Annotated in this window: 14 protein-coding genes; 7 read left to right on the top strand and 7 right to left on the bottom strand. The window is 73.1% G+C overall.

Features of this window, described 5'->3' with window-relative positions:
* Positions 1–181: 181 nt before the first annotated feature.
* The 3 genes from B0E54_RS20210 (at position 182) to B0E54_RS20220 (ending at position 4,442) form a co-directional block, all read left to right on the top strand.
* Positions 182–571, top strand: coding sequence for a hypothetical protein (locus tag B0E54_RS20210; RefSeq protein ID WP_234587034.1), 390 nt, complete (start codon positions 182–184; stop codon positions 569–571).
* A 100-nt stretch (positions 572–671) separates the two neighbouring features.
* A complete protein-coding gene (locus B0E54_RS20215; protein WP_234587036.1) occupies positions 672–2,765 on the top strand; it encodes an amino acid transporter in 2,094 nt (697 codons plus the stop codon).
* Positions 2,766–2,933: 168 nt separating this feature from the next.
* Positions 2,934–4,442, top strand: coding sequence for a hypothetical protein (locus tag B0E54_RS20220; protein WP_234587040.1), 1,509 nt, complete (start codon positions 2,934–2,936; stop codon positions 4,440–4,442).
* A gap of 155 nt (positions 4,443–4,597) precedes the next feature.
* On the opposite strand, the gene B0E54_RS20225 is transcribed toward B0E54_RS20220, so the two are convergent.
* Together B0E54_RS20225 and B0E54_RS20230 are read right to left on the bottom strand one after the other, a co-directional pair.
* Positions 4,598–5,557, bottom strand: a complete 960-nt coding sequence (locus tag B0E54_RS20225) for a TIGR03557 family F420-dependent LLM class oxidoreductase (protein ID WP_234587042.1) — start codon at positions 5,555–5,557, stop codon at positions 4,598–4,600.
* 190 nt (positions 5,558–5,747) lie between these two features.
* Positions 5,748–5,954 carry a hypothetical protein gene (locus B0E54_RS20230; RefSeq protein ID WP_007460667.1) on the bottom strand — a complete coding sequence of 69 codons (207 nt, stop codon included), beginning with the start codon at positions 5,952–5,954 and terminating at the stop codon, positions 5,748–5,750.
* A 252-nt stretch (positions 5,955–6,206) separates the two neighbouring features.
* Between B0E54_RS20230 and B0E54_RS20235 the strand changes: the two genes are divergently transcribed.
* Entirely contained in the window at positions 6,207–7,034 is an 828-nt protein-coding gene (locus tag B0E54_RS20235; protein ID WP_234587044.1) for a hypothetical protein, read from the top strand.
* A gap of 37 nt (positions 7,035–7,071) precedes the next feature.
* Here B0E54_RS20235 and B0E54_RS20240 read toward each other — a convergent pair whose 3' ends face one another.
* From B0E54_RS20240 to B0E54_RS20260, 5 genes are all read right to left on the bottom strand, one after another.
* Entirely contained in the window at positions 7,072–8,277 is a 1,206-nt protein-coding gene (locus tag B0E54_RS20240; RefSeq protein ID WP_234587047.1) for a low temperature requirement protein A, read from the bottom strand.
* A 201-nt stretch (positions 8,278–8,478) separates the two neighbouring features.
* Positions 8,479–9,540, bottom strand: coding sequence for a hypothetical protein (locus tag B0E54_RS20245; RefSeq protein WP_234587049.1), 1,062 nt, complete (start codon positions 9,538–9,540; stop codon positions 8,479–8,481).
* 266 nt (positions 9,541–9,806) lie between these two features.
* Positions 9,807–11,156: an NAD(P)/FAD-dependent oxidoreductase gene (locus tag B0E54_RS20250; RefSeq protein ID WP_234587051.1), complete on the bottom strand. Its 1,350-nt coding sequence runs from the start codon at positions 11,154–11,156 to the stop codon at positions 9,807–9,809.
* A 1-nt stretch (position 11,157) separates the two neighbouring features.
* A complete protein-coding gene (locus B0E54_RS20255) occupies positions 11,158–11,505 on the bottom strand; it encodes a TcmI family type II polyketide cyclase (protein ID WP_234587053.1) in 348 nt (115 codons plus the stop codon).
* A gap of 93 nt (positions 11,506–11,598) precedes the next feature.
* Positions 11,599–12,411 (bottom strand): BTAD domain-containing putative transcriptional regulator, encoded by an 813-nt coding sequence (locus B0E54_RS20260; RefSeq protein ID WP_234587055.1) that lies wholly within the window; start codon positions 12,409–12,411, stop codon positions 11,599–11,601.
* Positions 12,412–12,855: 444 nt separating this feature from the next.
* On the opposite strand from B0E54_RS20260, the gene B0E54_RS20265 reads away from it, so the two are divergent.
* From B0E54_RS20265 to B0E54_RS20275, 3 genes are read left to right on the top strand one after another with little or no spacing between them, the layout of a single operon-like run.
* Positions 12,856–13,194, top strand: a complete 339-nt coding sequence (locus B0E54_RS20265) for a TcmI family type II polyketide cyclase (RefSeq protein WP_234587057.1) — start codon at positions 12,856–12,858, stop codon at positions 13,192–13,194.
* Positions 13,191–14,936: an acetyl-CoA carboxylase carboxyltransferase subunit alpha gene (locus tag B0E54_RS20270; RefSeq protein WP_234587059.1), complete on the top strand. Its 1,746-nt coding sequence runs from the start codon at positions 13,191–13,193 to the stop codon at positions 14,934–14,936. Before B0E54_RS20265 ends, B0E54_RS20270 begins: the two co-directional genes overlap by 4 nt.
* On the top strand, positions 14,933–15,604 hold the full coding sequence (locus B0E54_RS20275) for a biotin/lipoyl-containing protein (protein WP_234587061.1): 672 nt from the start codon (positions 14,933–14,935) through the stop codon (positions 15,602–15,604). The genes B0E54_RS20270 and B0E54_RS20275 overlap by 4 nt, the downstream gene beginning before the upstream one ends.
* Positions 15,605–15,621: the final 17 nt, after the last annotated feature.

Consider the following 15,621-nt stretch of genomic DNA (forward strand, 5'->3'; position numbering starts at 1 on the left):
CTACACGACGCTCTTCCGATCTGACACCGGCCAAGGGGTGTTGGTTGGCTCCTACGGGGTACGCCCGCGCCATGACCGTCCTGGCCCGGCGCCGCCCCGCCGCCCGACCCCGCCCCGCGCGGCCCGGACCGCTACGGCCGGGCGGCCCGGTGCCGCGACCCGACGCCCGACCCGGGGCGCGATGAGCGCCGCTGCGGCCCGGTTCCCGTTCCGCTTCGACCCGGCGTTCCGTCCGCCGTTGGCGCTGCTGGGCGTCCGGCCGGCGACGGCCTGGGTCACCGTCACCGACCAGGACCTGGTGATCCGGTACGGGCCGTGGCGGCTGCGCACCGGCCGGGACAACGTGATCGGCGCCGAGCTGAGCGGTCCGTACCGCTGGTGGCGGGTGATCGGCCCCCGCCTGTCGATGGTCGACCGCGGCGTGAGCTTCGGCAGCAGCACGGCGGGCGGGGTCTGCCTGCGCTTCGGCGTACCGGTGCCGGCCCTGGCGCCCGGCGGCCGGCTCCGGCATCCGGCGGCCACCGTCACCGTCGCCGACCCACCGGCCCTGGCGCGGCTGCTCGCCGGATGAGGACCTGCCCTGAGTAGGCCATCCGCGTACCCGGTTCCGCCGGTCGGACCGCCGCGCACCACCTACCGTCGGAGCAGGACCTGCGAGGGTGGGACGGGCGATGGCTGACGAGCACCGGGCGAGACCGCGACGCTGGAGCGGACGCCGCCATACGCCTACCGGACCGGACCCGGCGCTGCGCGCCGCCCGCGACCCGGCCCGCCCGCACTCCGGCGGCCGTCAGGGTGTCGTGGTGCCCGAGCGGGTCGACAGCCCGGCCCGGTCGGCGCCGCCGGCCAGCCCGCTGCGGCGGTGGCTCTTCGAACACCAGGTGCAGCCGCCGGGCCCGGAGACGGCCGAGGGGCAGAACCGCAGGCACGCGTGGTGGCAGGTGATGTGCCTGACCGGCGTGGACTACTTCTCGACCCTGTCGTACCTGCCGGGCATCGCGGCGGTGGCGGCCGGCGCGCTGTCCCCGCTGGCGACCCTGCTGATCGTCGCGCTGACCCTGTTCGGCATGTTGCCCATGTACCGCCGGGTGGCCCAGGAGAGCCCGCACGGGCAGGGCTCGGTGGCGATGCTGGAGCGGCTGCTGCCGTTCTGGCGGGGCAAGATCTTCGTGCTCGTGCTGCTCGGGTTCGTGGCCACCTCGTGGATCATCACGATCACCCTGTCCTCGGCCGACGCCACAGTGCACCTGCTGGAGAACCCGTACCTGCCGGACGCCCTGCACGGCCCGGCGGTGCCGGTGCTGGTCACCGTGGCGCTGCTGCTCGTCCTCGGCGGCGTGTTCCTGCTCGGCTTCCGCGAGGCCGTCGTGGTGGCCATCCCGCTGGTGGCGGTCTTCCTCGTCCTCAACGCGGTGATCGTGGTGGTCGCGGTGACCCGGATCGTCGAGGACCCCGCCATCGTGTCGGACTGGACGACCGCGCTGACCGCCGGCGGCGGGCCGGGTCACGTCCTGCTCACGGCAGTGCTGGCGTTCCCGCTGCTGGTGCTGGGGCTGTCCGGCTTCGAGACCGGTGTCAGCATGATGCCGCTGGTGTCGGCCGACGGCCCGGACCGGCCGGCCCGGCTGGCCGCCCGGATCCGCAACACCCGCCGGCTGCTCACCACCGCCGCGCTGATCATGTCGGTGTACCTGATCTCGACGACCTTCGTGACCACCGCGCTCATTCCCGCTGCCGAGTTCCGCCCGGGCGGCCCCGCGAACGGTCGGGCGCTGGCCTTTCTGGCGCACACCTATCTCGGCGAGGTGTTCGGCACCGTCTACGACGTGAGCAGCGTGCTCATCCTCTGGTTCGCTGGCGCGTCGGCCATGGCCGGGCTGATCAACATCGTGCCGCGCTACCTGCCCTCGTACGGCATGGCCCCGGAGTGGGCGCGCGCGGTACGCCCCGTGGTGGTCGTCTACACCGTCGTCAGCGTCGCCATCACGATCGCGTTCCGGGCCGACGTCAACGCCCAGGCCGGGGCGTACGCCACGGGCATCCTGGCGATGATGGTCTCCGGCGCGGTGGCGGTGACCATCTCCGCGGTCCGGCACCGCCAGCGCGTCGCCGGCATCGGCTTCACGGTGCTGACCCTGGTGCTGCTGTACGCGCTGCTGGAGAACGTCGTCGAGCAGCCGGACGGGATCACCATCTCGGCGCTGTTCATCCTCGGCATCATCGTGGTGTCGCTGATCTCCCGGGTAACCCGGACGACGGAGCTGCGCGCGGAGCGGATCGAGTTCGACGAGCCGGCCCGCCGGTTCGTCGCCGAGTCGCTGGCTCATGACGGGCAGCTGCACCTCATCGCGAACAAGCGCCAGAGCGGCTCGGTGAAGGAGTACACGATCAAGGAGCGGGCGCAGCGGGGCATGAACCCGGTGCCCGGGGCCGCGGACGTGCTGTTCCTGGAGATCGACGTGGTGGATCCGTCGGGGTTCAGCCAGGTGCTGCGGGTGCACGGCGTCGAGGTGGCGGGCTTTCGGGTGCTGCGGGCCAGCAGTCCGGCCGCGCCGAACGCGATCGCCGCGATCCTGCTGGCGCTGCGCGACGCCACCGGGGTACGCCCGCACGCGCACTTCGAGTGGTCCGAGGGCAGCCCGATCGCGCACCTGCTGCGCTACCTGATCCTCGGCCGGGGGGACACCCCGCCGGTGGTACGGGAGATCATCCGCCGTACCGAGCCGGACCCGCTGCGCCGGCCGGGCATCCACGTCGGCGGGTGACCGCACGCACCGTCTGGTGTCGTTAAAGATGAATGGCAGCACTATTCACGTTCACACCTTCCTGTCCGGATTGCGGTCATATGGTGACCTTTGGTGGTCGGCGGCACGTCGAGCACCCCACGCCCCGATTGGCGTGGACCGTCACGTACCCAGGAAGGCAGGCACCTGATGTCCACGTACCGAGGAGGAGACCGCCCAGCACGACCCCGACGGCGGTCCCGATGGTTCTTAGCCGGCGGGCTCCTGGCCGGGAGCCTGGTGGTGGGAGCGGCCGGCGCTGCCGCGGCGGCCGACCGCGACCTCTCCCTCCCGGGCCTGGACAGGCTGACCAGCGCGGCCAGCCGCGACGACGACCGGCGGGACGACGACCGCTCCGGGCCGGAGCGTGACGGCGACGACGCCGAGCGGGCCCGACCGCACACCCCGGGCACCGGCAAGCGCGGCGTGGTCGAGGTGCCGTGCGACGCGGCGAAGCTGGTGGCCGCGCTGGTGGCGGCCAACGCGGAGGGCGGCGGGGAACTGCGGCTCGCGCCCCGGTGCCGGTACACGCTCACCGAGGCGTTCCACGAGACCGACCAGTACGACGGCGGGATCCGCGACGCCCGGGAGCAGGCCGACGCGGCGGAAACCCCCGGCGACGCGGACGCCCCGCCGCACGACCCGGCCGACGACACGTCCGGTCTACCGGTGATCTACCAGGCCATCACCATCGACGGCGCCGGCGCGACGATCGCCCGCGACGCCCAGGCCGCGCCGTTCCGCTTCTTCACCGTCCGCGACGGTGGCGAGCTGACCCTGCGCGACGTCGAGCTGCACAACGGCCGTTCGGCCATCGAGGGCGGCAGCGTGCACGTCGTGCACGGCGCGACGGCAGTGGTGGAGCGGGTGACTGTCACCCAGAGCACCTCGCTCTCGCCCGAGGGCGGCGGCGGCGGGATCTTCAACGACGGCAACATGGTGGTCACCGACTCCACCTTCATCGGCAACAGCGCCTCCGGCGCCGCGGGCAAGGGCGGGGGCCTGCTCAACGGCGGCGTGCTGACGCTGAAGCGCTCGGAGTTCCGCCACAACAGCGCCAACGGCTACGGCGGCGGGCTCGGCAACTACCGGGGCGCGGCGGACGTGGACACCACCACGCTCGCCGAGAACAGCGCCGCGCAGGGCGGCGGGCTGGCCAGCTTCTCGGCCCGCACCAAGGTGTACGACACCGAGCTGCTGAACAACACCGCACAGGTCGGCGGTGGCGCCGCCAACTCCGACGCGGTGCTGGTGATGCGCAAGATGACCATCCGCGGCAACACCTCCACCGTCAACGGCGGGGCCATCTCCACAGTCAAGGGCCTGCTGCCCCTGGACGACAGCGTGGTCGCCGGCAACACCACGCACGGCATCGGGGCCGGCATCTACGCCGAGAAGTCCAACCTGCTCGTGCGCGGCAGCGACGTGACCGGCAACGAGGCGGTCGGCGCGACGTCCAAGGGCGGCGGCATCTACGCCACCGCCGGCTCGGTGGCGCTCTACACGAGCAAGGTCACCCACAACGCGGCCACGGTGAAGCCCGGCGGCATCTTCGCCGAGCACGCCCAGGTCAAGATCGACGATGAGAGCGTGGTCGTCGAGAACGAGCCGACCAACTGCGAGGGCAGCGCGGTGCCGATCGCGCACTGCTTCCGCTGAGGCGTCGATCCGCGCGCCTCGTCCCGAGCGCAGCCATCCTGAGCCCGCCCGCCCGGACAACCGTCCGGGCGGGCGGGCGTTCCCCGTGCGCCGCTGCCGGCGTGGTCGCACGCCGCGCCCCGACCGCGGTCGGTCCAGCGTCCGAGCTGGCAGGCTCAGCTCAGCGAGCGCAGCCGGCCGGAGAGGTCGGCGGCGAAGAAGTCGAGGAAGCCGTCGGGGTCGCCACCGGCGTTCTGCAGCACGATGTGGTCGAAGCCGGCGTCGACGTACGACCGGACCTTCGCCACGTGCGGCTCGGGGTCGGGGCCGACGGCGAAGAGCTCGCGGATGTGCTTCTCCTCCACGTGCGCGCTGGCCGCGTCGAAGTTGACCGGATTCGGCAGCTCGCTCATCACCTTCCAACCGGTGACCATCCACCGGCTGGTCTGCAACACCGCCTGCACCGCCTGTTGCTCGTCGGTGGCCCAGGCCAGGGGCACCTCTGCGTAGCGCGGGCCCGACCCGTCGGCACGCCGGTAGTGCTCGACGATCGAGGGGTCCGGATCGGTGGCGAACAGCCCGTCGCCGAGTTCGGCGGCGAGCCGGGCCGATGCCTCGCCGCTCGCCGCGACCGCGATCACCGGCGGGGTGTCCGGCAGGTCGAAGACCCGGGCGTCCTCCAGTTGCAGGTGTCGTCCCTCGTACGACTGGTAGCCGCCCTGCCAGAGCAACCGGATGATTTCCAGCGCCTCGCGCAGTCGTTCGTGCCGGCCCCGCACGCTGGGAAAGCCCTGGCCCACGACGTGTTCGTTGAGCCGTTCGCCGGCCCCGACGCCGAGGGTGAAACGTCCGTCGGAGATCAGCGCCATGGTCGCCGCCGCCTGCGCGATGATCGCCGGGTGGTAGCGCACGGTCGGGCAGGTCACGCCGGTGGCCAGGCCCAGCGTGGTGGTGCGCGCCGCGATCGCGCCGAGCACGCTCCAGGTGAAGGACGAGTGGCCCTGCGCGTTCAGCCAGGGGTGGAAGTGGTCGCTCATCTCGACGAAGTCGAAACCGGCCTCCTCGGCCCGGACGGCCTGGCGGATGATCTCCTGCGGTCCGAAGCCCTCCGAGGCGAGCTTGTAGCCGATCTGCATGGCACGCTCCCGATTCCGTCCGCCAGCTGACCCGGGTCGGTTCCCGCCTGCGGGACCGACAAACGCCGTCCCGCGTCCAAACCAGCCTCCTAGGACGCCCTACGCGGTGTGGCGGCGCCCCCGGACCCTGGACAGCGGACGGCCCGCGCCCCGTTTGAAGGGGCGCGGGCCGGTGGGTCGCGTACGCGTCCTACTTGGACGGCTCGGGCAGCTTGCAGTCGACCTTGGGGTTGGCCCCGATGTAGTTCAGCGGTCCGGCCACGATGGTGACCAGGATCGTGCCGGCCTCGGCGCAGTTGGTGTCGTCGCCGCTGTAGTAGCCCCGCTGACCGCCGGCGATGGCGCCGATCACCAGCCAGATCACGACGATGACTCCGAGTATCGAGGTGCCGCGCATCGCTGCCTCCTGAAGGAATGTGGTGGATCTGAGGTGCAGGCGTTGTACCCAATCGGGTCGCGCGGCTAACGGTGGGCGTCCGACACCCCCGCCGGATCATCCGTCCGGCCGATGCCGTCCGCCGTCGGTACCGCACCGGCATCGGCCGCCCGCATCGCGTACCGACCGTCGGCTATCGGATCGCCGACCGACCCGGCCCCCGGGCGGGCCACCGGACGTAGAACTGCGTCACGGCCCCGCCGAGGAGGACCCATGAACGCCCCGACCCCGTCCCTGTACATCGACCGCCCCGAGGACGTCGCGGTCGCGGCCCGCGCGCTCGCCGGCGGCGCGGTCGTCGCGGTGGCGTTCGCCAACTTCTACGCGATAGTCACCCGGCCCGACGCGGCCACCGTCGGCCGGGTCAACCTAGCCAAGGGCCGCCCGGTCCACCAGGTCGGCAGCATCACCACAGCCATCGGGCGGATCCCGGGAATGTTCGACTGGTCCAGGGTCTCGCCCCGGTTGCCGATCGCCCGGGTGCGGGCGCTGATGGACGCCCTCTACGGCGCCGGGCCGTTCGGCTTCCGGGGCCCCGCCGCCGACCGGCTGCCCGAGCACGTCACCCAGCTCGACCGCGGCCTGCGTACCACCCAGGTCATCGCCCCCGGTCTGACCTGCCCGTCCAACACGTTCTTCGAGCGGGCACTCGCCGAGACCGGCACCGATCACCTGTACATCACGTCGGCGAACCGGTCCCGGCACCACACCGGGGCCGTCGAGGAGCCGGCGCACTGGAAGGCCGGCGCGCTCGCCGCCGACTTTGCCCACCTCGACGACCTGCTGGTGCTGGCCCACCCGGACGAGGCGGCCGCCCGTGCCGCCTACCCCGGTTACCTCACCACGTCGGTGACCCTGCTCTCCTTCCACGCGCCGGAGTGCGAGCTGGAGGAGCCGCCGGTGCTGACCGTGGACCGGCACGGTTCGCTGCACCTGGACGACGTGCGCCGGGCGGCCGCACCGCTGGGCCTTCAGGTGCGCCTCGGTACCGCCGCCGGACAACGGTTGCAGGTCCGGGGGTACGCGGGAGCGCTGGTGTGAGCCACCGCCGGTCGGCCGGGTGGTGCCCCGCGGCGGCTCAGTGCGGCGGAGCGGGAGCCTCCGGCGGTTTGCCGCGGCTGCGGCGGTAGTCGGCGTACGCGACGCCGACCAGCACCAGCAGGGCGCCGAGGGAGGCGCACAACGGCGGCAGGTACAGCACCCCCGGTGCGATCGTCAGCAACGCCAGGAGACCGCCGGCCCGCGACGGCGACACCCGGCTGAACACCTCGTACTCGAATGAGGACCGACCGACCAGGAACAGCGCCGGGCCGCCCAGGATCACCGCCGCCCAGGCCGGCGGCGTACGGCCGGGGTCGTCGTGCAGCACCAGGTCGAACCCGGAGGCCGTGACCACCACCCCGGCGATCATCAGCAGGTGGGTGTACGGCGCGGTGAACAGGAACTTGCCCGGCGCTCCGGACATCTTGATGGCCGTCGGCAGCAGCTGGCCGGACTTGTGGACGTAGATCCGCCAGAGCAGCAGGGTGGTCGCGAACGCCACGGCGAACGACGCGATGTTCTGCGCCTCGGAGTGGGCCAGGTTGAACATGGTGCCGATGGTCAGGATGGCGTCGCCGAGGGCGATGATGAAGAACTGCTGGTACCGCTCGGAGAGATGCTCGGCGGTGACGTTGCGCTGCGGCTCGGGCACCACCCCCAACCCGGGCACCGGGTACGCGAGCCGGAAGCCGCTGTAGTCGATGGCGAGCGCGATGGCCCAGCAGGCCAGCCGGGCGTCGCCGCTGACGAACGCGCCGATGATCCAGGGGATCGCCGACACCGCGAACCAGACGAAGATGCGCACGGCCCTGCGTTGGGTCTGCGGCTCCCGGCGCACGGCAGGCATCAGGAACAGCCCGCGCCCGAGGTGGATGGTCACGTACGTGGCGGCGAAGACGATTCCCCGTGCGCCGAACGCCTCCGGGATCGCGGTGGTCATCAGCAGGGCGCCGAACATGACGGCGCTGATCAGCAGCTTGATCTCGGTGCGTTCCGGGTCGTACAGGTCGGTGACGAGGGTGGTGATCGCCCACGTCCACCAGACGGCGGCCAGCAGGATCAACGACTGGCCGGCCCGATGCCAGTCGAGCTGGTTGACCATGCCGCGCGAGATGAGCGCGAGCGCGACCACGAACACCAGGTCGAAGAAGAGTTCGAGCAGCGTCACCCGGCGGGGGGCGTCCGGGTCGCGCACCGGCGGTCGGGTCTTGCGGTGCCCGGGCTCCGGCGCGGAGTACTGCACGATCGCTCCCGCGGTGCCGGTGGACTCGGCGAGCCGTCCGGCCCACCTTGACGGACGCTAGCCGGCGGCCGGCCACGCCAGTGGGGATTCGTCCGGTCGTCCCCCGACCGGGGAGGGGCCCCGTCCGCTCCGCTGAAACGACGGAACCCCCGGGCCCGACCGTCGAGAAGACGGGCGGCCCCGGGGGTTCGCTGTCGGCACTCAGCCCTGGCTGCCGCCCGGCAACACCGCTGTCGCCTGGTCACCGGCGCCGGCCAGCACCCGCGCCTGCTGCGGCCAGGTGGCCAGCGCGGGTGCCGCACGCAGACCGGCGGCCCGGATCAGGTCGCGCAGCGCCGGCTCGTCCAGCTCGCCGAGCTGGCGGTAGGTGCGTACGCCGGCCGCCTGCAGGGCGGCCGCCATCTTCGGCCCGACCCCCTGGATCCGGCGGAAGTCGTCCGCCGGGCCCGTCGGCTCGGTGTCGACCTGCGTCGCCGTGGTGTCGGCCGTCCGTACCGGCGGGGCGGCCCGCACCGGCTCGGCGTCCTCGACGTCCGCCGAGGACGCGACCGCCGCGACCGCCGGCGCCGCCTCGGCCGGGGTGACCTCGGTGTACGTGGTCTCGGTCTGCGGGGCCTCCGCCGGGTCGGTCCCGGCGTCGGCGGTGTCCGCCGGGCTGGTCGCGGCCGGGCTGGTCTCGACCGGGCTGGTCTCGACGTCGGTGGTCTCGGCCGGGCTGGTCTCCGCTTGCGGGACCTCCGCAGGGGTCACCTCGGCGTGGGACGCCTCGGACGGCAGGGTGTCGGTGCTGTCGTCCATCGGCTGGCGCGGGGCGATCACGGTCGCCGGGGCGGGCTGCTCGTCGACCGCTACCGGCTCGGGGTCCGTCGTGAACGCGGGCACCTCGTCGACCGCGCCGGTCCGCTCGGGGGCGGGCGGCGGCGCGTCGGTGAGGGCCATGTCGCTTGTGTCGACGGCGTCCGGGGCGGAGTCGTCACGCGTGGTCACCGCGGCCGGCGCGCTGACCGTGTCCACCGGGACCGGCTCCTCGCTGACCGCGGCCGGGGGAGCGTCCACGGCCGCCGCCGGGGTGGACTCGTCGGTGGCGGCCGGCGGCACCGGAGCGTCGATCACGGCCAGGCCGGCGACGGGGTCACCGTCCACGATCGACTGACCCCGCCCGCTGGCCCGCGTGTCCTGCCGGCCGCGCAGCAACCATCCGGCGGCCAGGCCCAGCAACAACGCCAGTACCACTATCAGCGAGTGTCCGATAGACCACTCCACGGCGAACCTCCCTCTCTGCTCGTCGAATAAGTCACGAGAAAAACTCGCCGCAGCTTTGCACACGCGCTTTGCCGACGACAGAGAGGACCGGCCGTCGGGACGGTCACCCCGTGGGGTGCCCGGCGGGTGACGCAGCGTCGCAGCCCCGACAGGACGCGACAGGCAGCGGCCACGCCACCGATGCGCGCGACGACCAGGGCCGGACCCCGCACACGAAGCGACCCGGGCCGGCGCCTGTCGCCGTGCCCGGGTCGGTGGTGCCGCGTTCAGTCCTGGTCGCCCTCGTAGGTGTGGAAGTCGTCGACGAAGCGGCGCCGCAGTGGGGGCACCCAGCTGGTCACTCCGAAGTAGCCGCGCGCACCGAGCAGCGCGAGTCGGCCCACCACCGGCCGGTACATCCGGTCGTCGCCGCTGGTGCCGCTGCGGTGCAGCGAGTCGGCGACCCGCGCGAAGCCGTACGGCACCATGGCGGCCTCGTAGTCCGCGACCGCCTGCACCAGCGTCGTGTCCCCGGCGGCGGCGCGGGTGAGGTGCTTGCAGAGCAGGCGTGCGTCGCGCAGCGCGGTGTTCGCGCCCACCCCACGCCCCGGCGTCATGGTGTGGATGGCGTCGCCGAGCAGCGTGACCGTGCTGCTCTTCCAGGGCGGCGTCGGCTCGGACGTGCTCACCTTGATCGGCAGGGCGCTGTCCGGATCGCTCATCCGCAACAGCTCCCGCAGGTGCGGATGCCAGTTGGGGGTGAGGTCCAGGGCGACGCGGATCAGGTCCGCACCTCGGCGTTGCAGCACGTCGGCCGGGAAGCGGCGGGCCGTGCTCCAGATGATCAGGTTGATGTAGTCGGCGCTGGTCTGCGCCGACAGGCCGGACCAGGCCCGCAGCAGGGCGGCGTCGTCGTCGCTGACGCCCGGCTTGATCGCCCGGTCGGCGTCCCACTTGAACTCCATCACGTGCAGCACACCCATGGTCCCGCCGGCGCCGAAGATCAGCGAGATGCCCTTGCGGACCCGCTCGGGTACGAGGTCGCGGGTCTGCGCCGTCAGCGGAATGCGGGTGGCGATGTTGATGGTGCCGGCGTCGCGGGTCACCGCGTGTGGCAGGTACTGGCGGCGGACCGCCGAGTGTGTGCCGTCCGCCGCCACCAGCAGGTCGCCGGTGGCGCTGGTCCCGTCGGCGAAGTGCGCGGTGACCGTGCCGTCGTCGTGCTGCTCGTACCGGACGAAGGTCTTGTCGAAGCGCACCACGTCGCCCAGGTCGGTCAGCAGCACCTGCCGCAGCACCATCCGGGCCACCGAGTGTTCGGTGTGCACCGGGTCGACGGCCGGCCGCAACTCGAACGAGGCGGTCTGGCGCAGCCGCTGGGTGACGACGTTGAAGTAGCTCGGCGGTCGGGCGCAGGTGGCCAGGAACGTGGCGAACAGCTTCGGCGACAGGCACTCGCGCAGCGCCAGGCTGCCGGTGGGGCCGATGCCCACCCGGTAACCGAGCAGCCCTTCGGCGCTGTGCCGGTGGCGTTCGTAGACGGCGACGCTGATCCCGGCGCGGCGCAGCCCGTGCGCGAGGCACAGACCTCCGGTGCCGGCGCCGATGATCAGGACGTGCGGTCCGGCGGCGGACATGTCAGCCGGCCGGGTGGGGCGCTGCCACGTCGGCCGCGTCCCACCGGTAGAAGCAGTCGGCGATGGCGTCGCGGGGGGAGCGCCAGCTCGACAGGTACGGCGAGGTGTGGGCCGCGAGCCGCTCGTTCACCTGCGCAAAGAGCGGGTGGTTGCGGGCTGCGGCGAGCGCGCCCGGGTCGACGTCCGAGGTTTCGATGAGGTGCACGAACACGTCGTGCAGGCAGTACAGGGACCGGTGCGTGACGCCGGTCAGACCCGGTAGTTCGGTGGCGTCGGACTCGGCGAAGATCTGGGCGACCCGCTCCTCCGCGCCCGGGATGATCCGGCTGACGATCAGTAGACGACTCATGGGAACCCTTCCGCCGGTGGCCGGTTCCGACCCGTGGGCCGGTGGTCACGTGCTCGTTGTGCCCACCGTGCCGCAGGGTGTGTCACGTCACCGTCACGTGGGCCGCCCGGCCGGTGACGGCCGGGCGGCGGTCACCGGGCCGACGGTCGCGGGGCGGGTGGCCGCCCGGATCGGGGCGAGCGTGTCGTCGAGCAGGGCGCTCATCGCCGGGCTGGGCTCCAGGCGCAGCTCCCGGCGCAACAGGTCGCGGTAGACGTAGAAGGCGTGCACCGCCTCGAAGGCGTTGCCCTCGGCGAGATGGATGCGTACCACCAGTCGGTGGGGCGTCTCGCGCAGCGGCTCGGCGGCCATCGCCTCCAACGCGGCCTCCAGCGCCTCGCCGTGCCGGCCCGCCGCGAGGTGCTGCGCGGCCACCTGCTCCAGCATGTGCAGGCGCAGTTGTCGCAACCGTTCCCGGTCCAGCAGGACCCAGTCGTCGTACCAGCCGGGCAGCAGGTCGTGCCGGCCGGCGGCGAGCGCGCCGGCGGTGGTCCGCGGGTCGTCGCCGTTGCGGACGCGGGCGGCCGTCTGGACGAGGTCGTCCACGTCGAGGCGTACCGCCGGGGCCAGTCGGACCGTGTCGCCGGCCACGACCATCGGGCAGCACGGGTCCTGCCGCAGCCGCCACAGCGCGGTACGCAGCGACGACAGCGCCCGTTCCTCCGACACGTCGGGCCAGAGCAGCCCGGCCAGTTGGCTGCGGGTGGCGCCGGGACGCAGCCCGATCAGCGCGATCACCCGTTGCAGGCCGCGCGGCACCACGATGTGCGCGGTGGCGTGCAGGAGACGGAAGCCGCCGAGCAGATGCAGTGCGAGGTCGGCCTCGCCGGGACCTGCGGCGGTCGGCACGGACGGCTCAACGGCCACGGCGGCACCCCCTGCGGAACGCTCGTCCCGACTGTCTGCTGTGTCCCGGATCGGCTGCCGCCTCGCCACCGTCGACCCCGTCGATGGAATGCGACCACGGCTGTGAAGACGCGGCACCGCCCGCCGGAGCCGCCGGGCTGACCACCGTGAAGATTATCAATAATGGTCACGGTGAGTCAACGCCGATGTTGGCCTTCCCTCGACCGCGAGCAACCATGAGATCGGTTCTGAACTGGTAAAACGTCATTCCTTTGGCTCGTGATGCACACATGGGACGCATAGCTCATACACAGGTTGCGTCAACGCAGCGTCACCGTGCAGCGTCGACGGTCGGTTCGTCACGGTGACGCCGCCGTGACGACGACTGCCGCATCGTGGCGGCAGTCGTCCAGCGCGACCGGAGGTTCACCGGCCGGCCCGGACGCCGTGGGGGGAGGCCCAGCCATGGAGCGATCGCTGATCGTCGCGAAGGTCGTACCGACCGCCGAGGAACAGGTCGCGGACATCTTCGCCGAGTCGGACGCGACCGAGCTGCCGCGCCTGGTCGGCGTCCGGCACCGCGCGCTGTACCGACTGCACGACCTCTACGTGCACCTGCTCGACACCGAGCATCCGGCGCAGGAGGCGGTGGAGTCCGCCCGTGGTCACCCCGAGTTCGTCCGGGTCAGCGAGCGGCTGCGGCCGTACGTCTCGCCGTACCTGCCGACCTGGCGTTCACCGCGCGACGCGATGGCGCACTGCTTCTACCGCTTCGACGCCCCGGACGCCGGAGGGCGCTCGTGACCGCCACCGCCGGGCCCGCGGAGCAACTCTGGTCCCGCTGCGCCGGCTGTGCGAGCCTGCTCTACCGCAAGCGGCTGCGCCGCAACCTGGACGTCTGCCCGGAGTGCGGTGAACACACCCGGCTCGGCGCCCCGGAACGACTGCGCCAGCTCGTGGACCCGGGCTCCCTGCGCCTCCTGCCCGACCGGCCGAGCGAGGCGGACCCGCTCGACTTCGTCGACGTGCTGCCCTACCCGCACCGGCTCAGCGCCGCGCGGGTCAGCACGGGCCTGGCCGAGGCGGTCCTGTGCGGCACCGCCACCATCGGCGGACAACCGGCCGCCCTGGCCGTGATGGACTTCCGCTTCCTCGGCGGCAGCCTCGGCTGCGCGGTGGGTGAGCTCATCACCCGAACCGCCGAGCAAGCGCTTGACGATCGCCTGCCACTGATCCTGGTCACCGCGTCCGGTGGGGCGCGGATGCAGGAGGGCGCCCTGTCGCTGATGCAGATGGCCACGGTCAGCCAGGCCATCGCCGCGCTGCGCGAGGCGGGTCTGCTCACCGTCAGCGTGCTGACCGACCCGACCTACGGCGGGGTGGCGGCGTCGTTCGCCACCAACACCGACCTGGTGCTCGCCGAGAGCGGCGCCCGGATGGGTTTCGCCGGACCACGGGTGATCCGCCAGGTCACCGGCCGGGCGTTGCCCGAGGGGTTCCAGACCGCCGACTTCCTGCTGCGCCACGGTCAGGTGGACATGGTGGTGCAGCGCCGGTCGCTGCGGGGTCGACTCGCGGCGCTGCTGGCCGCGGCCCGCGCCGGCCGCCCGGCGCGGGCACCCGTACCCCGTCAGGAGCCGGCGCGGCACCACGAACGCCTGGCCGACGCGACCCCGACGGCGGAGGCGGACGGCCACCTGCCGGCCGACGACGGCCCGACACCTGCGGTACGTGACGCGTGGGACACCGTGCGCACGGCCCGCCACCCGGGTCGACCCACCACCCTGGACTATCTCGACTCGGTCTTCGACGGGTTCGTCGAGCTGCACGGCGACCGGCTCGGCGGGGACTGCCCCGCCATCGTCGGCGGTGTCGCCCGGCTCGCCGGCCGGCACGTCATGGTCATCGGCCACCAGAAGGGGCACACCACCGCCGACCTGGTCGCCCGCAACTTCGGGATGGCCAGCCCCGCCGGGCACCGCAAGGCGCTGCGACTGATGCGGCTCGCCGCCCGCCTCGGCCTGCCGGTGGTCACCCTCGTCGACACCCCCGGCGCCGACCCGGGGATCAGCGCCGAGGAGCAGGGCCAGGCGGCCGCCATCGCGGAGAACATCCTCACCCTCACCGTGCTGCCCACCCCCGTCCTCGCGGTGATCACCGGTGAGGGCGGCAGCGGTGGCGCGCTGGCCCTCGCCGTCGCCGACCGGGTGCTGATGCTCCAACACGCGGTGTACTCGGTGATCAGCCCGGAGGGCTGCGCCGCGATCCTCTGGCCGGACCGTTCCGCCGCGCCGCAGGCCGCCCGCGCGCTCCGGCTGACGGCGCCCGACCTGTGTCGTCTCGGCGTCGTCGACGAGATCGTCCCCGAACCGGCGACGGCCGCCCACGACGACCCTGCGGAGACCGCCCGACGGCTGCGCGCCGCGCTGCTGGCGAACCTGCTGCCGCTGCTGGACGTGCCGCCCGCCATGCTGGTCCGCCTGCGCCGCCAGCGGTTCCGCCGGTTCGGCGCCAATCGCGCCGGTGCCCGGGCGGGTGCCCGATGACCGCCGCGCCCACGGTCTCCACAGTGGACAGCTCGAACGGTAGGCCGGACGCCGAGGTCCGCACCGACGAGGGCCGGGTCGACGTGGACGGCGGGCGCGTGGCGCAGACCGGCCCCGAGCCCGCCGACACTGTCCTCCCGGCCGGACGTCAGCCGGCGGACGGGCAACCGGGGGCCGACGCGGACGTCGAGGAGGTGCTGGCCGTGCTGCGTCGACAGGCGCGGCACCTGCTCGCCGAACTCCCCGGCCCGGTGCGTCGGATCCGGCTGCGCAGCGGGACGACGGTGCTGGACGTCCAGTGGCACCCGGACGAGCCGGCCGCCCGACCGGACGTACCCCCGGCACCGCCACCGGCCGGCTTCCCGCCGTCGGGGGGCGCGCGCGTGCCCGGCCCGCCGGCCGCGCTGATCCGGCCGCCGGTTCCCGGGCGTCCGGCGGTCCGGGCGCCGATCGTCGGCACCTTCTACCGCGCGCCGGAGCCCGGCGCGAGACCGTTCGTCGCGGTGGGCGACCTGGTCCGCCCCGGCCAGCCGGTCGCGATCGTCGAGGCGATGAAGCTGATGAACGAGGTGACCGCCGACCGGGCCGGGCGGGTGGCCGCGATCCTCGTCGAGGACGGCCAGCCGGTGGAGTACGACCAGCCACTGGTCGAGCTGGATCCGGCCTGACGTCGGGAATGGGTGAG

Source organism: Micromonospora sp. MH99 (assembly GCF_021442385.1).
Taxonomy (GTDB): Bacteria; Actinomycetota; Actinomycetes; order Mycobacteriales; family Micromonosporaceae; genus Micromonospora.